The organism is Streptomyces sp. NPDC006544 (genome assembly GCF_040611715.1).
Classification (GTDB): Bacteria; Actinomycetota; Actinomycetes; order Streptomycetales; family Streptomycetaceae; genus Streptomyces.
This window is the reverse complement of sequence record NZ_JBEXOV010000011.1, coordinates 13295-36085: the sequence shown is the minus strand read 5'-3', so window position 1 is coordinate 36085 and position 22791 is coordinate 13295. Positions and strand designations below refer to the sequence as shown.

20 protein-coding genes and 1 pseudogene are annotated in these 22791 nt (G+C 71.9%); 12 read left to right on the top strand and 9 right to left on the bottom strand.

The genetic code is table 11. From position 1 onward, the window contains the following. Nucleotides 1-2: 2 nt before the first annotated feature. Nucleotides 3-905, bottom strand: coding sequence for a UTP--glucose-1-phosphate uridylyltransferase GalU (gene galU, locus ABZY44_RS07990; protein ID WP_356651097.1), 903 nt, complete (start codon nt 903-905; stop codon nt 3-5). Between the two features lie 93 nt (nt 906-998). Here galU and ABZY44_RS07985 point away from each other — a divergent pair, with 93 nt between their 5' ends. Beyond that, nucleotides 999-1616, top strand: coding sequence for a 5-formyltetrahydrofolate cyclo-ligase (locus ABZY44_RS07985; RefSeq protein WP_356651095.1), 618 nt, complete (start codon nt 999-1001; stop codon nt 1614-1616). Nucleotides 1617-1628: 12 nt separating this feature from the next. On the opposite strand, the gene ABZY44_RS07980 is transcribed toward ABZY44_RS07985, so the two are convergent. Beyond that, nucleotides 1629-4475 carry a penicillin acylase family protein gene (locus ABZY44_RS07980; protein ID WP_356651093.1) on the bottom strand — a complete coding sequence of 949 codons (2847 nt, stop codon included), beginning with the start codon at nt 4473-4475 and terminating at the stop codon, nt 1629-1631. Nucleotides 4476-4738: 263 nt separating this feature from the next. Between ABZY44_RS07980 and ABZY44_RS07975 the strand changes: the two genes are divergently transcribed. The 4 genes from ABZY44_RS07975 to ABZY44_RS07960 all read left to right on the top strand — a co-directional run bounded on the left by ABZY44_RS07975 (nt 4739) and on the right by ABZY44_RS07960 (nt 9280). Then, nucleotides 4739-6247 (top strand): potassium/proton antiporter, encoded by a 1509-nt coding sequence (locus ABZY44_RS07975; protein WP_356651218.1) that lies wholly within the window; start codon nt 4739-4741, stop codon nt 6245-6247. A gap of 387 nt (nt 6248-6634) precedes the next feature. After that, nucleotides 6635-7987, top strand: a complete 1353-nt coding sequence (locus tag ABZY44_RS07970; protein ID WP_356651091.1) for an MFS transporter — start codon at nt 6635-6637, stop codon at nt 7985-7987. 67 nt (nt 7988-8054) lie between these two features. Next, nucleotides 8055-8357 (top strand): FmdB family zinc ribbon protein, encoded by a 303-nt coding sequence (locus tag ABZY44_RS07965; RefSeq protein WP_356651089.1) that lies wholly within the window; start codon nt 8055-8057, stop codon nt 8355-8357. An 89-nt stretch (nt 8358-8446) separates the two neighbouring features. Further along, nucleotides 8447-9280, top strand: coding sequence for an S-methyl-5'-thioadenosine phosphorylase (locus ABZY44_RS07960; RefSeq protein WP_356651087.1), 834 nt, complete (start codon nt 8447-8449; stop codon nt 9278-9280). 151 nt (nt 9281-9431) lie between these two features. On the opposite strand, the gene ABZY44_RS07955 is transcribed toward ABZY44_RS07960, so the two are convergent. Both ABZY44_RS07955 and ABZY44_RS07950 read right to left on the bottom strand, forming a co-directional pair. Continuing rightward, a complete protein-coding gene (locus tag ABZY44_RS07955) occupies nt 9432-11420 on the bottom strand; it encodes a hypothetical protein (RefSeq protein ID WP_356651085.1) in 1989 nt (662 codons plus the stop codon). A 160-nt stretch (nt 11421-11580) separates the two neighbouring features. Beyond that, nucleotides 11581-13224 (bottom strand): hypothetical protein, encoded by a 1644-nt coding sequence (locus ABZY44_RS07950; RefSeq protein ID WP_356651083.1) that lies wholly within the window; start codon nt 13222-13224, stop codon nt 11581-11583. A 792-nt stretch (nt 13225-14016) separates the two neighbouring features. Between ABZY44_RS07950 and ABZY44_RS07945 the strand changes: the two genes are divergently transcribed. From ABZY44_RS07945 to mscL, 4 genes are all read left to right on the top strand, one after another. Further along, nucleotides 14017-14535: a hypothetical protein gene (locus tag ABZY44_RS07945; protein ID WP_356651081.1), complete on the top strand. Its 519-nt coding sequence runs from the start codon at nt 14017-14019 to the stop codon at nt 14533-14535. Between the two features lie 284 nt (nt 14536-14819). Next, entirely contained in the window at nt 14820-15587 is a 768-nt protein-coding gene (gene pyrF / locus ABZY44_RS07940) for an orotidine-5'-phosphate decarboxylase (RefSeq protein ID WP_356651079.1), read from the top strand. A 357-nt stretch (nt 15588-15944) separates the two neighbouring features. Further along, the gene (locus ABZY44_RS07935) at nt 15945-16388 is read left to right on the top strand and encodes a hypothetical protein (protein WP_356651077.1); all 444 of its coding nucleotides are present in this window, start codon (nt 15945-15947) and stop codon (nt 16386-16388) included. 123 nt (nt 16389-16511) lie between these two features. Continuing rightward, nucleotides 16512-17012 carry a large conductance mechanosensitive channel protein MscL gene (mscL, locus tag ABZY44_RS07930; RefSeq protein ID WP_356651075.1) on the top strand — a complete coding sequence of 167 codons (501 nt, stop codon included), beginning with the start codon at nt 16512-16514 and terminating at the stop codon, nt 17010-17012. Between the two features lie 13 nt (nt 17013-17025). Here the strand turns inward: mscL and ABZY44_RS07925 are convergent, their stop codons facing one another. The 3 genes and pseudogenes from ABZY44_RS07925 to ABZY44_RS07915 all read right to left on the bottom strand — a co-directional run. Next, entirely contained in the window at nt 17026-17253 is a 228-nt protein-coding gene (locus tag ABZY44_RS07925) for a hypothetical protein (RefSeq protein ID WP_356651073.1), read from the bottom strand. 37 nt (nt 17254-17290) lie between these two features. Next, the gene (locus ABZY44_RS07920; protein WP_356651236.1) at nt 17291-17542 is read right to left on the bottom strand and encodes a hypothetical protein; all 252 of its coding nucleotides are present in this window, start codon (nt 17540-17542) and stop codon (nt 17291-17293) included. A gap of 157 nt (nt 17543-17699) precedes the next feature. After that, a pseudogene (locus ABZY44_RS07915) lies at nt 17700-17813 on the bottom strand (MFS transporter); the annotation flags it as partial. A gap of 419 nt (nt 17814-18232) precedes the next feature. Between ABZY44_RS07915 and ABZY44_RS07910 the strand changes: the two are divergent. Further along, on the top strand, nt 18233-19396 hold the full coding sequence (locus ABZY44_RS07910) for a low temperature requirement protein A (RefSeq protein ID WP_356651071.1): 1164 nt from the start codon (nt 18233-18235) through the stop codon (nt 19394-19396). A 194-nt stretch (nt 19397-19590) separates the two neighbouring features. Further along, complete coding sequence (locus ABZY44_RS07905; protein WP_356651069.1) at nt 19591-20847, top strand: cytochrome P450; 1257 nt, start codon at nt 19591-19593, stop codon at nt 20845-20847. Nucleotides 20848-20939: 92 nt separating this feature from the next. Here ABZY44_RS07905 and ABZY44_RS07900 read toward each other — a convergent pair whose 3' ends face one another. Together ABZY44_RS07900 and ABZY44_RS07895 are read right to left on the bottom strand one after the other, a co-directional pair. Next, a complete protein-coding gene (locus tag ABZY44_RS07900) occupies nt 20940-21434 on the bottom strand; it encodes a DUF5949 family protein (protein WP_356651067.1) in 495 nt (164 codons plus the stop codon). 57 nt (nt 21435-21491) lie between these two features. Continuing rightward, on the bottom strand, nt 21492-22121 hold the full coding sequence (locus ABZY44_RS07895) for a DUF4352 domain-containing protein (RefSeq protein ID WP_356651065.1): 630 nt from the start codon (nt 22119-22121) through the stop codon (nt 21492-21494). Between the two features lie 174 nt (nt 22122-22295). Between ABZY44_RS07895 and ABZY44_RS07890 the strand changes: the two genes are divergently transcribed. Further along, nucleotides 22296-22739: a DUF6299 family protein gene (locus ABZY44_RS07890; protein ID WP_356651063.1), complete on the top strand. Its 444-nt coding sequence runs from the start codon at nt 22296-22298 to the stop codon at nt 22737-22739. Nucleotides 22740-22791 lie beyond the last annotated feature (52 nt).

Sequence of the window (22791 nt, the reverse complement as noted above, 5' to 3'; positions counted from 1 at the left end):
TGCTACATCTCCTCCGTGACGTAACGGTGAAGCCAGGTGCGGAACTCCGGGCCCAGGTCGTCACGCTCGCACGCGAGGCGGACGATGGCCCGCAGGTAGTCCCCGCGGTCCCCGGTGTCGTAGCGGCGGCCCCTGAAGACCACGCCGTGCACCGGGCCGCCGATGGTCTCGTCGGCGGCCAGCTTCTGCAGGGCGTCGGTGAGCTGGATCTCTCCGCCGCGGCCCGGCTCGGTCTCCCGCAGTATGCCGAAGATCGCGGGATTGAGGACGTACCGTCCGATGACCGCGAAATTGCTGGGCGCGTCCACCGCGTCCGGCTTCTCGACGAGCCCGGTGACGCGGACGACCCCGTCCTCGTCGGTGCGCTCCACGGCGGCGCAGCCGTAGAGGTGCACCTGGGACGGGTCGACCTCCATCAGTGCGACGACGGTGCCGCCGGTGCGCTGCTGGATGTCGACCATCTGACGCAGCAGCGGGTCGCGCGGGTCGATGAGGTCGTCGCCGAGGAGGACGGCGAAGGGCTCCTCGCCCACGTGCGGTTCGGCGCAGAGCACGGCGTGGCCCAGGCCCCGCGGGTCGCCCTGGCGGACGTAGTGCATGGTGGCCAGGTCGCTGGATTCCTGGACCTTCTTGAGCCGGTCGTCGTCGCCCTTGGCGATGAGGGCGGACTCCAGCTCGTAGTTGCGGTCGAAGTGGTCTTCGAGAGCTCGCTTGTTACGGCCCGTGATCATGAGGACGTCGTCGAGACCGGCCGACACGGCTTCCTCGACCACGTATTGGATGGCCGGCTTGTCGACGACCGGGAGCATTTCCTTGGGTGTCGCCTTGGTCGCGGGGAGGAAGCGAGTACCGAGGCCCGCGGCCGGGATGACGGCCTTTTTGATCACGGGGTGCAACTGAGTCATGAGCGGAACGATAGTCGGTCGGAGAACGGGCCCGGCGAGATCCTGATGAAGAATGTTCATATATGTACCAGAACAGCGAGGTATGAGACGAACGTGGCACAGAACCAGCCGTTGTCCGGTCCGGCACCCGCCAAGGCGGCCCTGCGCCGGGAACTCCTCGCCGCGCGCCGCGCCTTGTCCCCCGACGCCCTCGCCGCATCCGCGCGCGCGCTGTCCCGCTCCGCGTCGCGACTGCCCGAACTGGCCGACGCCCACACCGTGGCCGCGTACGTCTCCGTCGGGACGGAACCCGGCACGCGCGAGCTGCTCGACGCGCTGCGGGCGGCCGGGAAGCGGGTGCTGCTGCCCGTCCTGCTGCCCGACAACGACCTCGACTGGGCGGTGTACGAAGGCCCTGAGAGTCTGGCCGGGGCCGCGCATCCGGGCAAGATGCGGCTCCTGGAACCGGCCGGAGCACGCCTCGGGTCGGAGGCGGTGACCGGCGCCGACGCCGTGCTGCTGCCCGGACTCGCCGTGGACCGGCGCGGGATGAGGCTCGGACGGGGCGGCGGGTCGTACGACCGGGTCCTGGAGCGGCTGGAGCGCGCCGGGGCGCATCCCGCGCTGGTGGTGCTCCTCTACGACGACGAGGTGGTCGCGCGGGTCCCGGAGGAGCCGCACGACCACCCCGTGCGGGCGGTGGCCACCCCGTCGGGGGTGGTGCGCTTCTGAGGCCCCGCGCCGCTAGGGCGTCAGCTTCAGGGTGTCGACGGTGGCCCTGTCCACGGCCTCCTTGCCGAAGGGCCAGTCCAGCAGTTCGCCCTTGGCCCACAGGGTCGTCTGGTCCGTGTAGTGGTCGTGGTACGCGTGCCCCGAGGCGCCCGTCAGGTTGATCCAGCGGGACTTGTCGAGGTCGTTGAGGTTCACGACCATCCGCATCGACGGCACCCAGGTGACCCCGTACCCGCTGGAGGCGTTCCAGCCGGTCGCGTTGACGGTGGCCTCACCGCCGCCCAGGTTCCACGGGCCGCGGTTGAGGAGCCACTGCAGGTACCCCGGGCCCTCGGTGCCGATCGTCTGGTTCTTCAGCATCAGCTGGTGCATCCGGCCCCAGCTCCAGGTCGACTGGTCCTTGCCGAGCTTGGCGGTCAGCTCCCAGCGGGCGTCCTTCATGGCCCGCGCGAAGAGCTGGTCGCGGGTGGTGGTGGCGGCCTCGCCCCGCCCGGCGGCGGGCGTCCGCCACCACTCGGAGCTCTCGTTCTTGACGAGGCGGCGGACCACCTCGAACCAGCGGTCGCCGCCGTCCGGCTGCGCCGAGTCCGCGGCGCGCGTACCGCATTCGCGGATCATCTTGGCGAGGTCGTCGGCCGGTCCGGTCGTCTGCTCGGGGACGTTCATGCAGCTGCCCTCGACGCGCAGCTCCTTCGGCATCTTGTCGCCGAAGGCCAGCTTCAGGATGTTGCGCCAGACCGCGTTGAAGTACGCGGCGGCCGCCGAGTCGGGCTCCTGGGTGTAGTTCCAGCCCTCCAGCAGCTTCTGCGCGGAGCGGACGTCCGGGTCCGAGACGTCGATCTTGGCCAGCATCGGGGTCAGCAGCGCGGCGATCTCGCTGCTGTTGTCCATCTGCATGGTGCGCATGTCGTCGGTGGAGATCTTGCCGCTGTCCTTGGTCTTCGCCTCGATGAGGTCGTTGATCCGCTGGCTGCGCGCGCCGTAGCCCCAGTCGGTGGTCAGCAGGTACGGGTACTTGCCCGCGCCGGACTCGGTGACGGCCTGGTTCGCGGTCACGATGTAGCCGCGGCCCGGGTTGAGGTCGTACGGCATCTCGTCCTGCGGGATGTAGCCCGCGTTGCCGTCCTTGCCGCCCTTCCAGGCGTACTTCGAGTCCCAGCCGGGCGTCGGCATCCGGCCGTCCGCGCCGCCGCCGCGGATCGGGATCCGGCCCGGGGCCTGGTAGCCGATGTTGCCGTTCGGACCCTTGTTGTCGGCGTAGATCAGGTTCTGCGACGGGACCTCGAAGTCGCGGGCCGCGGCGCGGAAGCCATTGAAGTCCTTGGCCTGGTCGATCTTGAAGACGGCGTCCATCGACTTGCCCGGGTCCAGTGCGGTCCAGCGCAGCGCGACGCCGTAGCCGTTGCCGCGGTCGGGCGCGGAGCTGGCGACGGGTGCGCGGGCACCGACCGAGGCGATCTCGTCGCTGCGGTCGGAGATCAGCGGGCCGTTGCCGGTGCTCCGGACCGTGATCTTCTTCTCACCGCCACCGGCGATCTTGATGACCTCGTCGCGGACGGTGAAGGGGAGGACCTTTCCGTCGTAGACGTAGCCCTCGGGCCTGACCTGCTCCAGGTAGAGGTCGGTGACGTCGGCGCCGAGGTTGGTCATGCCCCAGGCGATGTCGGCGTTGTGTCCGATGACCACGCCCGGCATGCCGGAGAAGGTGTAGCCGGCCACGTCGTACTGGCACTGGGCCGAGGCCGCCCGGCAGTGCAGGCCCATCTGGTACCAGACCGAGGGCAGCTGCGGGGAGAGGTGCGGGTCGTTCGCGAGCAGCGGCTTGCCCGTGGTCGTGTACTGGCCCGAGACGACCCAGGAGTTCGAGCCGATGCCGCTGCCGGCCGGGCCGAGGATCGCGGGGATCTTGTCGAGGGTGTCGGCCAGTGCGCTCATGTTGGTGCGCAGGCCCACGCTCGCGCCCTGCGCGGTGGCGTTGCCCGCGAGGCCGGTCGGGCCGTCGGCGGCGTCGCCGGTGCGGGCGGAGGCCTGGGAGCCGACGGCGCTGCCCTGGCCGCCGGAGCCGGGGGATCCCGCAGAGCCGGAGCCCGGTCCGGCCTGGGGCGTGTACTTGCCGCCCTTGACGGAGCCGCCCTCGACGATCGCCTTGTTCCGGTCGAAGGGGTAGGGCGGGTAGAGGTCGTCGATCTGCGCCTGCGAGAGCTTGCCCGTCATCAGCGCGCGGTCGATCTCGTCCTGCATGTTGCCGCGCAGGTCCCACGCCATGGCCTTCAGCCAGGCCACCGAGTCGACCGGGGTCCACTCCTCGACCCGGTAGCCGCCGCTGAGCTTGAGTGCGGCGTGCTCCACGGAGAGGTCCTTGCCGGACTTCCCCTTCAGGTACGCGTTGACCCCGTCGGCGTAGGACTGGAGGTTCTTCTTCGTCTCCGGGGACAGCTTGGTGTCGTACTCCTGCTGCGCGACCTGGCGCCAGCCGAGCGTGCGCAGGAAGGCGTCCGTCTCGACCTGGCCGGCACCGAACATCTCCGAGAGCCGCCCGGAGGTCATGTGCCGCCGTACGTCCATCTCCCAGAAGCGGTCCTGCGCGTGCACGAAGCCCTGCGCGCGGAAGAGGTCGGCGTCGGTGTCGGCGTAGAGCTGCGGGATTCCGCGGGCGTCGCGCTTGACGTCCACGGTCCCGGCCAGGCCGGGCACCCGAAGGGAGCCGGTGGTCTGCGGGAACGAGGCGCGCACGCTGTCCACGCTCCAGTACGCCCCGTAGCCGAGGCCCGCGAAGAGCGCCAGGACCAGGACGAGCACGATCAGACGGGCGCGTCGTCCCTTCTTCTTGACGGAAGGGGCGGTTTCGTTGGCGGGCATCGCTGTCCTTAGAGGGGCAGGGTGGTCCTGGGAGTGCTGGGAGCAACCATAGGCGCAGGACCCGGTGCGTTGATCCGCCAGGGGTCGAGGTCGTGAGGACAGAGCTCCGTGGGCGTTTCACAATGTGGTTGTCGAGTAAAGGGCGCGTCAAAGATTAGGTAAGGTAACGAAGTACTTGCCGTCCGTGCCCGTGCCGGAACGATCCGTCAGTGTGACGTCCGTCGTCCCGTCATCGCCAGGCACGTCGAGGAAAGGGCCGCCCGCTGACTGTCCACACGCTCAATGAGCTCCTGCTGGTCTGCTCGCTCGTGCTGCTCGTCGCCGTCGCGGCGGTGCGCATCTCCTCACGCAGCGGCCTCCCCAGCCTGCTCGTCTACCTCGGGATAGGCGTCGCCATCGGCCAGGACGGCATCGGCAACGTCGTGTTCGACAACGCCGAGCTGACCCAGGTCATCGGCTATGCGGCGCTCGTCGTGATCCTCGCCGAGGGTGGTCTGGGCACCAAGTGGAAAGAGATCAAGCCGGCCCTGCCGGCCGCGATCGTGCTCTCGCTGGTCGGCGTCGCCGTCAGCGTGGGCGTGACCGCGGCCGGAGCGCACTATCTGGTCGGACTCGAATGGCGCCAGGCCCTGCTGATCGGCGCGGTCGTCTCCTCGACCGACGCGGCGGCGGTCTTCTCGGTCCTGCGCAAGGTCCCGCTGCCCTCCCGGGTGACGGGTGTGCTGGAGGCCGAGTCGGGGTTCAACGACGCCCCCGTGGTCATCCTGGTCGTGGCCTTCGCGACCGTCGGACCGGTCGACGACTGGTACGTCCTCATAGGCAAGATCGCCCTGGAGCTGGCGATCGGCGTCGCGATCGGCCTGACCGTGGGATTCCTGGGCGCCTACGGCCTGCGGCACGTGGCCCTGCCCGCCTCCGGCCTGTACCCGATCGCGGTCATGGCGATCGCCATCACGGCCTACGCGGCCGGCGCGATCGCGCACGGCTCCGGCTTCCTCGCCGTGTACCTGGCGGCGATGGTCCTCGGCAACGCGAAGCTGCCGCACTGGCCCGCCACCCGGGGATTCGCGGACGGACTCGGCTGGATCGCCCAGATCGGCATGTTCGTGCTGCTCGGCCTCCTGGTCACCCCGCACGAGCTGGTCCACGACTTCTGGCCGGCCGTCATCATCGGGCTGGTGCTGACCATGGTGGCGCGGCCGCTGGAGGTCTTCGTCTCGCTGCTGCCGTTCCGGCTGCCCTGGCAGGAGCAGGCCCTGATGTCGTGGGCCGGCCTGCGCGGCGCCGTGCCCATCATCCTGGCGACCATCCCGATGGTGTCCGGGATCGAGGGCAGCGAGCGCGTCTTCAACATCGTCTTCGTGCTGGTCGTGGTCTACACCCTGGTGCAGGGCCCGACCCTGCCCTGGCTGGCGCGCAAGCTGGAACTCGGGGACAGCGGCGAGGGCGCCTCCGACCTGGGCATCGAGTCGGCGCCGCTGGAGAAGCTGCGCGGCCACCTGCTGTCCTTCGAGATCCCGCCGGCCTCTCGGATGCACGGGGTCGAGGTCAGCGAGCTGAGGCTGCCGCCGGGAGCCTCCGTCACCCTGGTGGTCCGGGACGCGGAGAGCTTCGTGCCGGCGCCGTCGACCGTGCTGCGGCACGGGGACGAGCTGCTGGTGGTGGCCACGGATCCGGTGCGCGACGCGGCGGAGGCACGGCTGCGCGCGGTGGCCCGCGGTGGAAAGCTGGCGGGATGGCTGGGAACCGGCGGGGCGAGTACCGCGGGCTAGCACCGGGCTGGAACGCCGGATCGGAGCGGCACTCTCATCCGGCCGCCTTCGATTGCTTTTGCCCTCGTTCACCCTGGTTCACCCGTGGCCTGAATGCGAAGTTCCGGCTAATCCCAGGTGGTGAGATGTGCTGTAGCTCGAATCACAGGACATATAAGCCGATCTGCCTGTACGATAAAGGGACACATCGAACCAACTCTGCCTGACGCAGAGCTGGCGCGACCGCAAAGCGGCCGTGGCACCCTCCCGCAGTGGGCGCCCAGGTATCACTCGGTTCTGCGCAAGAGGACAGCTCTCGGGGCTCCCACATGTACGGGTGCGACCGCTCACAAGGCGGCGCATCGTCCGCAGACGGGGAGTTCTACCAGGCAGCGGAAAGGCCAGGCCGTGACATCCGCGGTCACGACCGACAAGTCCGCCCGCCCCGGCTACGGACAGCTCCTGCGCACACCCGGCGCCCTCGGCTTCGTCCTCCCGGGATTCGCCGCGCGACTCCCCTTCGGCATGCTGACGATCAGCATCCTGCTGCTGGTCCAGCACGCCACCGGCTCCTACGGCAGCGCCGGCATCGTCGCCGCCGTCACCGGTGTCTCCATGGCGCTGTTCGCTCCCGTCATGGGCAAGCTCATCGACCGCCACGGCCAGAGCGCCGTCCTGGTCCCCGTCGCCCTCGCTCACGCCACCGCGGTCAGCTCCCTGGCGGCGCTCGCACTGCTGGGCGCGCCCGTCTGGGCGCTCGCACTGGCGGCCGTCCCCGCCGGCGCGTCCGTCCCGCAGGTCGGCCCCATGGTCCGGTCCCGCTGGGCGGCCAGGCTCGAGGGCTCCCCGCTGCTGCCGACGGCCGCCGCGTTCGAGTCCGTCACCGACGAGTTCACCTTCGTCGTCGGCCCGGTGCTCGCCACCGCGCTGTGCACCGGCATCAACCCGGCGGCCGGCCTGGTCACCGAGGCCGCGCTGACCCTGATCGGCGGCCTGGTCTTCGCCGCGCAGCGCAGCTCGCAGCCCAAGCCCGTCGCCCGCCCGGCGCACGGCGAGAAGCACGCCTCGGCCCTCTCGTTCCACGGCCTGCGCGTCCTGATCGTCGCCTTCGTCGGCATCGGCGCCGTCTTCGGCGGCATGCAGGTCTCGCTGGCCGCCTTCTCCGAGGAGATCGGCAACCCCGGCGCCAACGGCCTGCTTTACGGCGTCTTCGCCGCGGGCAACATGATCGCCGGCATCGCCTGCGGTGCGATCGCCTGGAAGATCGGCCCGCGCCGCCGCCTGATCCTCGGCTACGTCGGACTCACCGCGGCCGCCTCGGTCCTGTGGGCCGCCGACTCGATGATCCTGCTCGGCGCGCTCGGTCTGGTCGTCGGCCTGTGCATCGCCCCCGCGCTGATCACCGGCTACACCATGGTCGAGCAGCTGATCCCGGCGACCTCGCGCACCGAGGCCTTCACCTGGCTGACCGGAGCGGTCGCCTTCGGGCAGGCCGGCGCCGTGATCCTGGCCGGCCGCCTGACGGACGCGCACGGATCCTCGTACGGGTTCCTCGTGCCGATGGTGGCCACGGCGCTCGCGCTGACCATCCTGCTCGTCCTGCGGGCGAAGCTGGCGCCGAGGGCCCCGAGCCGGGTCGTCGGCTCGTCCCAGCCGGCCGCACCGGCCGCGCCGACCGTCGTCCGGGCCGCCCCGGAGGCACCCTCCACGGGTGTGAACGAACGTGGTCTGGGTCACCGCGTGCCGGTGACGGTGGACTGATCGGCCGGAATACGTCACCATGGAGCGTCGTTAGCACTCATTGAGTGAGAGTGCCAGGAGGAAATTCGTGCCGACCTACCAGTACCAGTGCACCGAGTGCGGTGAGGGCCTTGAGGCCGTGCAGAAGTTCACCGATGACGCACTGACCGTGTGCCCGAGCTGCGACGGACGCCTGAAGAAGGTGTTCTCCGCGGTCGGCATCGTCTTCAAGGGCTCCGGTTTCTACCGGAACGACAGCCGCGGTGCCTCGTCGAGCAGCACCCCCGCCTCGAAGCCGGCGTCCACGCCCGCCGCCGCCCCGGCCGCGTCGTCGTCGACGGCGTCGTCGTCTTCGGCCTCGACCTCGTCGTCGAGCAGCTCCGCCGCCTGACCTGCACAACGAGCTCCACAGCCTGATCCGGGGCCCCGCCGTCCTTGCCGACCGCGGGGCCTTCGGCATGCCCCCGTAGGGTGGGCCGCATGGCGAATGCAGAGATCGGTGTCATCGGCGGATCGGGCTTCTACTCCTTCCTGGAGGACGTCTCCGAGATCCAGGTGGAGACGCCCTACGGACCCCCCAGCGACTCCCTGTACCTCGGCGAGCTGGCCGGCCGGACCGTGGCCTTCCTGCCCCGGCACGGCCGCAGCCACACCGTCCCCCCACACAAGATCAACTACCGGGCGAACCTGTGGGCCCTGCGCTCGGTCGGAGTCCGCCAGGTCCTGGGCCCCTGCGCGGTCGGCGGTCTGAGGCCCGAGTACGGCCCGGGCACGCTGCTCGTCCCCGACCAGCTGGTCGACCGTACGAAGTCCCGCGCCCAGACCTACTTCGACGGTGAGCCCCTCCCGGACGGCTCCGTCCCCAACGTCGTGCACACCACCTTCGCCGACCCGTACTGCCCGGTCGGCCGGTCGGTGGCGCTGTCCGCGGCGCGCGGGCGGGAATGGGAGCCGGTGGACGGCGGCACGATGGTCGTCATCGAGGGACCGCGCTTCTCGACCCGCGCCGAGTCCCGCTGGCACGCGGCGGCCGGCTGGTCGGTGGTCGGCATGACCGGCCACCCGGAGGCGGTCCTCGCGCGCGAGATGGGGCTCTGCTACACCTCGATGGCGCTGGTCACGGACCTCGACGCGGGCGCCGAGACGGGCGAGGGGGTCTCCCACACCGAGGTCCTGAGGGTGTTCGGCGAGAACGTCGGACGACTGCGCGAGGTCCTCTTCGACGCGGTCGCGGCCCTGCCGCCGACGGAATCCCGCGCCTGTCTGTGCACCCACGCCCACGACGGGTGGGACCTGGGGATCGAGCTCCCGTAGGCGGGGAGCGCGGACGCGGCCGGGGCGCCGGGCCGCGCACCGGGTGCCGCGTACGGACAGCACGTACGGACAGCACGTACGGACAGCACGTGCGGATCCGCCCCGTCCGGTGCCCGTGCGGCCCGGGACGGGGCGGCCCTCGCTCACGGCGCTAGCGCACGGTGAAGCGGGTCTGGACCACCTTCCCGTCCACCAGGACCTCGGAGGCCATGATCGAGGCCGTGGCCGGGTCCCGCACGCTGAAGTTCAGCGCGAAGGTGCCGTCCAGACCGATCATCCGGGTCACACAGGGGTCGGCGGTCTTCGTCCCGTCCGCCTTCCGGCCGCTCACCGCCACCGTGGCCACCGGGGCGAAGCTCCGTCCGGTGACCTGGACGACCGTCCCCACGGGACCGCTGTCCGGGGAGAGCGCGTACGAGGGCGCCGGCGCCGGCGGGGTGCCGCCGACGGTGAAGCGGGCCAGCGCCTTCCTCCCGTTCACGAGCCACTCGCGGGCCTGGAGGGCGACGGTGGCCGGGTCGTTCACGGTGAAGGTCTGGGAGAAGCTGCCGTCGAGGCCGACCACCTTGGTCCTGTAGTTGTCCGCGCTCCTGGAGCCGTCCGGCTTCAGCCCGTCGATCTCGACGGTGCTCACCGGCGCGAAGCCCTGGCCGACGACCGTGACCTTGGTGCCGGCCGGCCCGGTCGACGGGGAGAGCGTGATGAAGGTCTTCGCCACCGTGAGCGGGGTGGTGACGTGGAGACCGCCTGCGGCGACCTGGACCTGGTAGGACCCCTCGGTCACCGCGGAGGCGAGGGTGACCGTACCCGCCAGGGCTCCGGAAGCGTCGACGCCCAGGTGCGTCGCCCGCAGCCCCGCGGGGGCGCAGCCGGAGCCGTCGGCCGCGCACAGCGCGGCGGTGACGGCGGCGCCCGCGGGCCAGCCGGCCCCTGAGAGGTTCACCGTGGCGCCCGGTTTCACCGTGGCCGCGCCCGCGACGAGGGTGACGGGGTGGGCGGTGACGGTGAAGGGGACGTTCGTCTCGGTGCCTTCGACGGCGCCCTCGTCGGTGTGGAGGAAGGCGATGGCCGGGTCGCTGATCGTGAACTCGGTGGTGAAGGTGCCGTCGGTGGTCGTACCCGGGTAGACGGCGGTGTCGTCGAGGGTGTTGCCCGCGGCGTCCAGCGCCACCACGTTCAGCTGCTGGTCCTGGTGGTAGTTCCTCCCCGACACCGTGATCACGCTGCCGACCGGAGCGTGATCCGGGCTCGCCGTCAGCTGGTACGGGCCCGCCGGTACGTACGCCTTGACCTCCAGCGGAGCCCTCGCCTGCTTCGTACCGTCGCTGACCTGGACGGAGTACGAACCGTCGGCGAGCGTCCAGGAACTGGCGAGGGCGATGCTGCCGCTCAGACCGCCCGAGGCGTCGATGGTCAGGGTGCCGGAGGAGATCCTGGCCGCGTCGCAGTTGCCGCCCGCCGCGTCGCAGAGCGTGGGGGTCGCGGTGGCGCCCGGCGTCCAGCCGCCGCCGGCCAGGGCCACGGACGTGCTCGGTTTCACCGGACCGGTGGGCGCGGACACCGTCGCCTCCGTGTTCCCGCCGCCCTGCGCGGTCACGGTCGCCACGGTCCCGCCGCCGGCGGTGACGTCGCAGGGTGTCTGGTAGGTGCCGCCGAAGACCACGGTGGTGGTCCGGGTCCGCAGGGGGGCCAGGCTGACCGCGCCGGACGCGGTGGCGGGAAGGAAGAAGTCGCCTTCGAACGGGGGCAGGACGACGGCCTGGCCGCTGGTGTAGTCGAGGTTGACCGTGGGCCCCTGGACGGTGACGGTCCCGGTGGCCCCGCCGGACAGGGTGAGGTCGATCGCCGGGGTGGTCGGGATGTTGCTGAGGTTGGTGGTGCTCTTCGCCGGACCGGCGCCGAGAGTGATCTTGGCGTGGACCTTGCCGCCCGGCGGAACGCTGGTGCTGGTCAGTTCGACGGTCATGCTCTGCGGACCGGTGGCCTCGCCCTGCCCGGCGGGCAGGGAGCAGTGCACGGTGGGGGTGACGGTGCCGGCCTGGGCCGCGGGAGCCAGGGCGAGGCCGCCGGCGGCCAGAAGCAGGGCGATGCCGCCCGTGGCCAGTGGCGCGCGCCGCAGCAGTCTTCGGTGCGAGAGCATCCGATCTCCCTTGGTGGGTGTGGGGTGGGTACGGCTCGGGGTGGGGGGTGGAGGGGTGGGGCGGGCCGGGACCCGAACGCGGGTTCGCGCGGGGCCCCGGCCCGGCGGTGCGGTGGGTGCGGGCCGGTACGGGTGGTGCCGGCCCGCGCCGGGTGGTGCGTCAGGACAGCGAGAGCGTGAGCGTCGCCGCGTAGTTCCCGCCGGGGACGACCGCCGGGGTGTGGAGGTTCAGCCCGGCGGAGGCGTCGAAGACTCCGCCGACCGGCTGGCCGCTGCCGGAGCGCAGTTCACACAGGCCGGCCGGGGTCGCGCCGAGCGCTCCGGGTGCTCCCGCGCTGGGTGTGCCGACCGCGTCGGCGTGTGCCGAGCAGGACGGGGTCCAGCTCACGGCGGCCGCCGGGATCACGGCCGTGCCCCCGCCGGCGGCGGTGAAGTCGCCGAGCGTTCCGGTGAGTGACCAGCCGGCGGTGCCGCCGCGGGCGTCCGAGACCTCGATCGGATTGAGGGTGCCGTGGACGTCGTGGCTCGTGCCGTCCGCCTGGATCGACCCGAAGTGCACTTCGGCTCCGGCCTGGCTCATCGAGAGCGGTCCGGGGGTGACGGAGAACGTGAACTTCTGGGTGCCGGTGCCCCCCTCGCCCGGACCTCCGCCGGTGGTGACGGTGAAGGGCACCTTGGTGTCGGTGCCCTCCAGGCCGCCCTCGTCGGTGTGGAGGAAGGCGATGGCCGGGTCACTGATCGTGAACTCGGTGGTGAAGGTGCCGTCGGTGGTCGTGTTCGGGTAGACGGCGGTGTCGTCGAGGGTGTTGCCCGCGGCGTCCAAGGCCACCACGTTCAGCTGCTGGTCCTGGTGGTAGTTCCTGCCCGACACCGTGATCACGCTGCCGACCGGAGCGTGATCCGGGCTCGCCGTCAGCTGGTACGGGCCCGCCGGGACGTACGCCTTGACCTCCAGCGGAGTCTTCGCCTGCTTCGTACCGTCGCTGACCTGGACGGAGTACGAACCGTCGGCGACGGTCCAGGAGTTGGCGAGGGTGACGCTCCCGCTCAGGGTGCCCGCGGCATCGATCACCAGGGGACCGCCGGTGAGCTTCGTCGCGTCGCATCCGCCGCCGCCCGCGTCGCACAGGCTCGCCGTGGCCGTGGCCCTCGGGGTCCAGCCGGTGCCCGACAGGGGTACGGAGGTGCTCGGCTTGACCGGGCCGCTCGGCGCCGACACCGTCGCCTCCGCGCCGCCGCCGCCCTGGACGGTGACCGCGGCGACCACGCCGCCGCCGCTGACCACGTCGCAGGGGGTGTTGTAGTTCCCGCCGAAGACCACGGTGGCCGTGTTCATCTTGACGGGGGTGAACTCCACCGGCCCGGAGGCGGTCGCCGGGACGAAGAAGTCGCCCTCGTAGGGCGGGATCACGATCGGGGCCGGCTGCATGGGGACGTCCACGGGGACCGTCGGTCCCTGCACGGTCACCTTGCCCGTGGCGCCCCCCGACATCACCAGGTCGATCGACGGGGTGGACGGCACCTGGTCGAGCTTCATCGGACTGACCGCCGGGCCGGGGCCCAGGGTGATCCTGGCGTGCACCTTGCCGCCGGGCGCCACCGTGGCCGGGGACAGCTCGACGGTGACGTCCTGCGGGCCGGAGGGGTCACCCTGACCGGCCGGCAGTACGCAGTGCACGGTGGGGCGGATCGTCCCCGCTTGCGCCGTGGGTGCCAGCACCGCACCCGCGAGGGCGAGCACGGCGGCCATGCCTCCCCCCGCCGTCACCGCTCTGCGGACCACCGGACTTCGCTGGAAGAACACCTGATCTCCTCATGGACGAGTAGGAGTTCCGGCCCGCTCGTGGATGAGCCGGCCGGCCGTGCGAGCGGGCGAGCGGGCGAGCGGGCGACTCGAGGTGACCGACCGGGCCGGCCACGAGCGCCCGATTTCCCTTTCGCTCAATTTCCGCACCGAGAGCACCGGAAGCACCGAATGCCTCCGGCATGCCGGAATGAACAAAGAGAGCATCCAGTGCGGCACGTTTTGCCATCCTGCGCCTCAAAGCCACTCTGCGGATATACAGCTGAAATCGAGCCTCGGTCGACCACACCGCGTTCATTCCGCTCGGTGGCCCTGTAACACCCACCCTCTCTTTGCTACATAAACACCTGGGTACCGCCCTGACCTGACCAAACGCAGGCAGCCCGGAGCGGCCGGACGGAAATCCGAAGCTTCCGGAGCGCACAGCGTGGCGCAGCGGAGTACAGAAGGGAATAGCCGAGGTGACGGTACGTCAGATACGCTTTACGGGCCCGCCCGAAAAGTCAAGCATCGGGTTTGGGGTCGCCCTCGCTTTACACCGCCGAACCGCCTCCGTGAGCGAAAAGAATTCTCCCGCCAAGCCTTGACTCCCACCCGAAAGCGCGGCTTCACTGCAATTCGGGATGCTGGATCCAGCCACACCCGGGCCCCGAGGAACGGGGCGCCATTGAGCCCCCCGGATGTCCGCCCGGGATTCCCGTCCCGTCACCAAGCGGCGCACTTCCGTCTCGGCGTGCCCGCTGCTCCTCCGGAACGCCTCATGTCCGTCAGGACCTCGAAGGGAGCACCATCATGTCCCGCCTCAAGATCGCCACCCTCGCAGCCGCCGGTGCGGCCGCGATGACGGCCTCGATCGCGCTGTCGACCAGCGCGTACGCGGTCGCACCGGCCACCACGACCGCCACCTTCAACTGCACCACCTGGGGAAGCGGCAGCGTGACCCTCACCGCCACCGACACGAGTGGCGTCAAGAAGCTCAAGCTCGCCTCGACCGCCATCAAGGTGCCCGCGGGCACGGCTCCGATCGGCGCCAACACCATCACGACCGTCGTCAAGGTGACGAAGAACGGCGTCGCCGGAACCACGCAGTTCTCCGGCACCGTCAACCCGCCCATGGTCGCGGGCGGTTCGGTGACCGTCGGCCCGCTCCCGCTCACCACGGGCACCCTGGCCGCGGGCGACAAGACCAACGTCGCCCCATTGGCCGGAGCACCGGGCGCGGCCAACTTCACCGTCTCGATCACCCCGCCGGGGGTGCCGAGCATCTACTGCACCGCGACCAGCGCGCAGGCGTCGGACTTCACCTGGTAGCGGCCGGCAGCGGCGGCGCCCGACAGCACACGGTGGCGACCGGCGCCACCACGCGGTGACACCCGGCCGCATCGGCGGGAAGGTGGCCGGCCGGACCCCCGGCCCGCCACCTGCTCCCCGGCCGTCCCCGGGGCGTCCCCCGGCCGTCCTGGCGCGTCTCCAGACGTCTCCGGACGTCTCCGGATGTCCTCGGACGTCCCCCGCCTCGCCCGGGCTCCCCCCGGGCCTTTCGCTTCCCACAGGCCGGCGGGAGACCCCTGGGCGGCGCCTCGGACAATGACGGGGTGACCGACGCCACCGATGACCGGATCATCATCGCCCTCGACTTCGACCGCCGCGCCGAAGCCGAGGCCCTCGTGGACCGCCTCGGGGATGCCTGCGGGTTCTACAAGGTCGGCCTGGAGCTCCTCACCGCCGCCGGGCCTGACCTCGTACGCGAACTCGTCTCCCGGGGCCACGGGGTGTTCCTCGACCTGAAGCTCTTCGAGATACCGAACTCCGTGGCCGGCGCGGTCCGCGCGGCCGGATCGCTGGGCGCCTCCATGGTCACCGTGCACGCCATGGGCGGTACGGGGATCCTGACGGCGGCGGCCCGGGCGGCGCGGGAGTTCCCCGGCCTGAAGGTGCTCGCGCTGACGGTCGTCACGAGCATGACCGGGAACGACCTCGCCGACATCGGCATCGCCGCGGGCACCGACGAGCAGGTCCTGCGGCTGGCCCGGCTCGCGGTGGACGCCGGGTGCGACGGGGTGATCGCCGCGCCCCGGGAGACGGGGCCGCTGCGCCGCCTGCTGGGGCCGGAGCGACTGATCGTCACGCCGGGGGTGCGGCTGTCCGCCGGAGTGCCGCCCGGCGGGGGCCCGCGGGGCGGGGAGGCACCGGACGGGGCGCCGGCGGGCGCGGAGACAGGCGACGAGACGGGCGCGGATGCCCGCGCCGGGACCGCGGGGGCCGCCTTCGCGGCCGGGGCCTCGTACGTCGTGGTGGGCCGGTCGGTGACGCGCGCGGCGGATCCGCTCGCAGCGCTGCGACGGATCGCGGCGGGCGGTTAACTCCTGCGGGTGACGCGGATATCCACAACCTGGGGATCGTCCACAGGGCCGGGCGGGATCGGGCGGAACGGCGGATCGTGAGGGGCGTCCGGGCGCTGGGTCCGGACATCGGATCGCATCCCGTCTGGTGGTGGCCCCATGAACGCGAAGTCCCGCGCCTTTCCCCCCTCTTCCTCCCCCTCCCCCTTCTCCCCTTCCTCCTCCCCCGCTTCCGCTTCCACTTCCTCACCCTCTTCCGCTTCCTCCTCCGCGACCGTCCCCGTTCCGGCTCACGCCTGTCACGGCGGGCCCGTCTCCCGGTCCGCTTCCGCCCCGTGTCCCCCCGCGCGCCCCGTACCGCCCTTTCCCCCGCTCCACGTGGGCCGGGGCGGGGACCGCCTGCGCAGGGCGGTGCGGCGCCGGCGGCGCGGCGCCGCGGCCGGGCTGGCCGTGGTGGCGGCCGCGCTGGTGGTGGGCGGGACCGAGGCGCAGGCCTCACGGGGCTCCGCGCCCCCCGCCGTCCGGGCTTCCCGGGGGGCGGCGCCCCCGGCGGTGGCGCGGATGGTGTCGGCCCCTGTGCGCATCGCGGACGCGGGGACGGTGCGTCTGCTGCGGCCCGGTGACCGGGTGGACGTGGTGACGGCGGAACGCACCGGCCCGCCCCGCGTGCTGGCCTCGGGGGCGAGGGTTGCCGAAGTGCCCGATCCGGACAAGGGTGTCGGGGACGGCGGTGCGCTGGTGGTCCTGTCCGTGCCCCGGGAGACCGCGCGGGCCCTCGTGGGGGCGGGCACCGTATCCCGGCTGGCGGTGGCGGTGTGTTGATTCGCACGAACGCGCGGCCAAGTCACCGCGGGACGGGGGTCGATGGGACACGCCGGGCCCGGACTGCCGTAGCTTTCGGAACCGTTGGCTCCATGTTCGGCAGATACGAAGAAAGGCTCAGTGGTGAGCGAGAAGAAGAAGGTGAGCGTGCTGGCAGGCTTCAAGGCCTTCCTGATGCGCGGCAACGTGGTCGACCTGGCGGTGGCCGTGGTCATCGGCGCCGCGTTCACGAACATCGTGAACTCGGTCGTGAAGGGCCTGATCAGCCCGGTGATCGGCCTCGCCGGCACGCAGAGCCTGGATGCCTACAAGAGCTGCATCAAGGATCCCTGCGGGATCGGCGCCGACGGCAAGGCGACGGGTGTGGAGCTCCTCTGGGGCTCGGTGCTCAACGCCGCGCTGACCTTCCTGATCACCGCCGCGGTGGTGTACTTCCTCATGGTGCTGCCGATGGCGAAGTACCTCGCCCGGCAGGAGGCGCGCCGCAGGGCCAGGGAAGGCGTGCACGAGACCATCGAGATCACCGAGCTGGAGGTCCTCAAGGAGATCCGGGACGCCCTCGTCGCCCAGCGGGGCGCGAACGGCGGTGGCGGCGTGGCGCCGGGGTCGCGCGACGCCTTCTGACCGCCCCGGCGGCTCAGACGTGGTGCGGCGGCTTCTCGTCGAGGAAGCGGGCCAGGTCGGCCGCGCTCCCTCCGGCGGGCGGCCGCTCGCCCCACCCGCGGTCGGTGTCGTCGGAGGACTGCTGGTCCAGCGGGTCGTCGAAGACGAGCCGCGGCGCGGGCTTCGGCTTCGGCTTCGGAGCCTGCTGCGCGGGCTCCGGGTCCTGGGGGACCTGCGGGTCGGTGGCGGGGGCTTCGCTCATGCCTCCAGGGTACGGCCGCCCCCGCCACCGGCCCCGCTCAGCTGGGAGCCTCGGCGCCCTTGCGGGCGTAGAACCACCAGCACACCGCCAGGCTGGTGGCGTAGAACCCGATGACGATGAACATCCACAGTGCGTTGGTGACCGCCATGGCGGCGAACATCGCGGGGTTGAAGGAGAAGCCGTAGGCGGCGATGGCCGAGGAGAAGCCGGTCACGGCCCCCGACTCCATCTCCGACTGCTTCATCGCCGCTGCCCGCGCCTCGGCGCCCCTGCCCTCGGCCTGCTTCATGTGCTGGTCCCGGAAGATCACCGGGATCCGCCGGAAGGTCGAGCCGTTGCCCGAGCCGGAGGATCCGCCGCCACATTAAGTACGAGGCCCCGGGGATGACGAGGACCTTGACGCCCCAGATCCGCATCTCGTACCCGGGGCCCGTCGCGCTGTCCCCGGGCAGCAGGGCGGAGTCGAAGGCGCGCAGCAGGCGGCTGCCGAGCACGATCGCGATGACGAGCAGGAGCGAGACGACCGTGCCGGCCGGGGTGGCCCGTGCGGTGACGGACCGCCCGGTCGGAGACGGGGCCCGGGGCGCGGAGGGGGGCGGTGGGGGCGGCGCGGCTTCGAGGACATCTGAGGGCTCGGACACAGCACCACGCTAGGCGTTCTGTACCGATTCAGCCCGTTTTACCTAGGGCATCGGTGCGCCGTCCGGGTGACGTCCGTCGGCCGCCGCCACGGCCCCGGCGCCCCCCGGGCGAACCCCCGGCGACCCACCGGCGGCTCAGACTGATCCCCGGGCGTCCACTGCGTGAGCGACAGGACGTGGTCCCGCCGCCGCCCCCGGTCCGTTGGTGCGGCCCGCGCAGAGCCTCAGGGCTCGGTGCCGGCCGGTGCCGAGCCGCTACGAGTCCGCCCGGGGCACGCGGGCGGTGAGGGCCGCGCGCCTCGCCTGCCGGACCCCGCGGAACTGCTGTCCTGGACGGCATGGCTCTGGTGTACGTACCCATGACCGCCCGCAGCAGGGACGAGAGCCACCGGGCCTCGACCCCGCTGGAGCTGTTCTTCGACCTCTGCTTCGTCGTCGCCGTGGCCCAGGCCGGGGCGCGGCTGGTGCACGCGCTCGCCGAGGGCCATCCCGGCACGGGCGTGATCGGCTACTTCTTCGTCTTCTTCGGCGTGTGGTGGGCGTGGATGAACTTCACGTGGTTCGCGTCCGCCTACGACTGCGACGACGTGCCCTACCGGATCGCCACGCTGGTCCAGATCACCGGCGTGCTCGTCTACGCGGCGGGGGTGAGCCAGGCCTTCGACCGCAACGACTGGACGGTGGCCGTCATCGGCTACCTGATCATGCGGGTGGCGCTCACCGCCCAGTGGCTGCGGGCTGCCGCCGGCGAGGACGGCGAGGCCCGCACGGCGAACCTGAAGTACGCGGCCGGGCTGGTCGTCTGCCAGGCCGGGTGGGTGGCGCTGCTGTTCGCGCCGGACGCCACGAAGCGCTGGCTGTTCCTGCTCCTCGCCGCCGCGGAGCTCGTGGTCCCGGTGTGGGCGGAGCACGGACATCCGACCCCGTGGCACGCGCACCACATCGTGGAGCGGTACGGCCTGTTCACGATCATCGTGCTGGGCGAGACGATCGCCGCGAGCACGGTGGCCGTGAAGTCGGCGATCGACGAGCACGAGGCGCTGGGCGAGCTGCTGCCCCTGGCCGCCGGCGGGCTGCTGATCGTCTTCGCCGCGTGGTGGATCTACTTCGCGGCCCCGATGCACGAGCGGCTGACGTCCAACCGTGAGGCGATCCCCTGGGGTTACGGACACCTGCTGGTCTTCGCGTCGGGCGCGGCGATCGGCGCCGGCATCGAGGTCGCGGTCGAGCACGCGGTCGGCAAGGCCCACATCTCCCAGGCCGCCGCGAACGCGTCCGTCACCGTCCCGGCCGCGCTCTTCCTGCTGATGGTCTGGCTGCTGCACTCCCGCCACTTCAAGCAGGGCCCCGCCCAGCAGCTGACCCTGCCGGTCGCCGCCGTCGCGGTGCTCGCCTGCGCCTGGGCGGGCACGTACGCCGTCCTGTACGCGGGCCTGGTCTCGGCGGCGGCCGTCGCGGCCGGCCTGGCCCTCGCGGTCCGCGCCGGCCGTCCGGCCGCGTGACCGCGTGACCGCGTGACCTGACCGTCCCGGCCGCATGGCCGCGTGACCGTCCGGCCGCACGGCCGCGTGACCACATGGCCGCGCCGTCCCGGACGGAGTCCCGGGGCGGGCGCCGGGACCCGGGGCCGTCACTCCGGCGCCGCTCCGGCCGTTCTCAGCGCAGGACGCCACGGCGACAGGAAGAGGCTGCTCGAATGACACTCCCCCCACAACGGCACGGCACCGGAACCGACCCCGGCACGGAACTGGCCGACCCGGCCTTCTGGAAGGCTCCGCCCGCCCACCGCCTGGCGGCCTTCGCCCGTCTGCGCGCCCTCGACTCCCCCGTGTTCGTACCCGAGGGGGCCACCGGGCACTGGGCCCTCGTACGGCACGCGGACGTGCAGGAGGCGAGCCGGCTCCCCAAGGTGTTCGCGAGCGCGCCCGGCGTGACGACGCCCGAACCGGCCCGGTGGGTGCGGGCCCTGTTCGGGGACTCGATGGTCAACCTGGACGGCGCGGACCACGCGCAGCTACGCAAGATCGTGCAGCGGGCCTTCACGCCCCGGCTGCTCGCGGCGGCGGAGGAGGACGTCCACGCGGTGGCCGCCCGGATCGTGGACGACGTACTGGCGCAGCGGCCCGAGGAGTTCGTCTCGGCGGTGGCCTCCCGGCTGCCGCTGGAGGTCATCTGCAACATGATGGGCATCCCGGAGCGCTACCGCGCCGAGATCGCCGACCGCGTCAACCACGCCTCCGAGAACATCGGCGTGGAGCGGGGCCTCGCCTCCCGGCTGCGGATGCCCGGCCGCGGGCTGCGGGCCCTGGCCCGCATGCAGCGGATGGTGGCGGGAATCGGCCGTGAGCGGCGCAAGAACCCGACCGACGACCTGATCTCGGCGCTGGTCACCGCGAATGTGGACGGGCAGGCCCTCGGCGCCCGCCAGCTCGGCGCGTTCTTCTCCCTGCTGATGGTGGCCGGGGTGGAGACCACGCGCAACGCCATCACGCACGGCCTGACCCTGCTGACCGACCACCCGGACCAACGCGATCTGCTGCTCGGGGACTTCGAGAAGCACGCGGACGGCGCGGTCGACGAGATGATCCGCCACTCGACGCCGATCATCCAGTTCCGCCGGACGGTGGTCGCCGAACACACTCTGGGCGGACGCCTGTTCACGCCCGGCGAGAAAGTGGTGCTGTACTACGCCTCCGCCAACCGTGACGAGGACGTCTTCCCCCGGCCCGACGCCTTCGACATCACCCGCTCTCCCAATCCCCACCTGGGATTCGGCGGCGGCGGCCCGCACTTCTGCCTGGGCGCGCACCTGGCCCGGGTGGAGATGAAGGCCCTCTTCCGCGAGCTGCTGACCCGTCCGGTCGCGCTGCGCGCGGTCGGCCTGCCCGATCTCGCGGGCTCCAGCTTCGACAACCGGGTCCGCTCGCTGCGCTTCGCCTTCGAACGGCCCTGAGGGCCGGCGGGCAGGCCGTCGGGCAGGCCCGGCGCCCGGCGGCCGGGGCGGGGGGGCCGCCGGAGCGGCGAACGCCGGGGTGCGGGCGGCGACTACCGCTGCAGGCGGCGCACCGCGAGGACCGCGTGGGCGCTGCCGGTGAGCACCGCCTCGTCGCCCGCGAACGCCTGCAGCGTCTCCGCCGAGACCGGCCGGCCGGGGGCCGCCTCGGGCCAGGCCCGCGTGGCGAAGAGGAAGTAGGCCTGCCCGCTGTCGTCCGCCGCCTTGACCCACTCCGGCGGCGCGGTGCACTTCGCGTTCATGCCCGGGAGGGTCAGCGCGATCTGGTTGCCCTCCAGGAGGATCTGCACCGGGAAGCCGGCCGGGTTGCGGACGCCGTCCATCACCACGTCACCGATGGGCAGGCCGATCTCCTCCAGCAGACCGCGGGCGGCCGCCTCGCTCGCCGCCGGCCCGTCGGGTCCGTCGCCGAGGATGTAAGCGAGGAGGTAGGGAATGTCGTGGGCCTCTTCGGGGTCGCCGATCCACGCGAGCACCGAAAGGGTGCCGAGCTTGGAGCGGTCGAGTTCGGCCTGGGTAGAAGTCATGCGCCGCACCTTAGTGGCCGCCGCCCCGCCCCTTTGACGCCGTTTCACCCGGCCGGGCTAGACGGCCCAGAATCCACCTCCGGAATTCGCCTGCATGTTCGCGTCCTGGTACTGGAGCCGCACGATGCGAGTGTTTTCCGGGATTTCGAACACCACCCAGCCTTCGGCCCGCTCACCCACCGCGAGGGAATCGAAGACGATCGGTTTGCCGGTCGTGAGCTCACCCGTGGGCACCACCGCGTGGCGCTGCCCCGCGCCGTCGAGCGCCCACATGCGCCCAAGAGCCCCGTACGAGGCCCCGCCGACGTTGACGAAGGACATCGAGGCGGCCACCCAGCGCTTGCCGGCGGCCGGGGCGAAGTTCTTCTCCACGCTCACCGCCGGGTCCACGTACGCGTTGAGCACCACCTGCAGGTGACGGCCGACCTCCTTGCCCTTGACCCGTACGGAGTCACCCACGTGGGCGTCCTTCGACGCCGCGCGCGCGGCCCCGCCCTCCTCCGCCACGGGATCGTCCCCGGCGCCCGGCGCGCCGTCGTCCACCGGTACGGCGGGCGCCGCGGCCGGGGCGAGCGCGGCGCCCTCCGGGGCGCCGGAGCAGGCCGTGGCACCGAACAGCAGGAGCGGGAGGAGGGCGGCGGCGGCGAGTGCGGAAGCCGACGGCGTGCGGATGGAGGACTGACGCATGCGGGATCCCTTCGGGGATCTTCGGGAACGTATCGCGGCCAGTTTCACGCGCCCGAGCAGGCAATTGCACTCACCGACACGAGCAGGCGGAACGCATTGCCCTCCATATGCCAGCACAATGCGTTCCGGCGGAATTCCACAATCCCGCGCAACCCCCGTCCAACAGGAGGAACGATGTCCGCGTCCGGCCCCCGCATGGCCCTGGCCGCATTCGCCGCACTGGGCGCCACGGCGGTATTCACCGCTCCGGCGAATGCCGCGCCCTACGGAAATGACATTTACGTATCTTCGGAGGCCCACATCGCCGAAGACGGCACGATCCACCTCTCCGGCGCCTACCACTGCACCGCCCCGTCACGCTCCGGGACGGTTCAGATCAAGGCGACCGTCGTCCAGGACGACGTCCGCCTCAGCATCGGCGCCGGCGAGGCCCGGTGCGACGGCACCGAGCACGGGTGGTCGGCCCACGGCACGCTCCGGCTCACCCCGAGCATCCACGCGGGCGAGGCGATGGCCGAGGCCCGGCTGCAGGAGGTCCGGTTCGGCCGCCTGCTGCCCCGTTCGGTCGACACCATCGCCGAGTACGCCCACCCGGTCACGGTGATCGACCACCGGTAGACCGTCCCCGTGCGCGACGCCCCGTCCGGTAGCCGCCGCTACCCGGACCCGG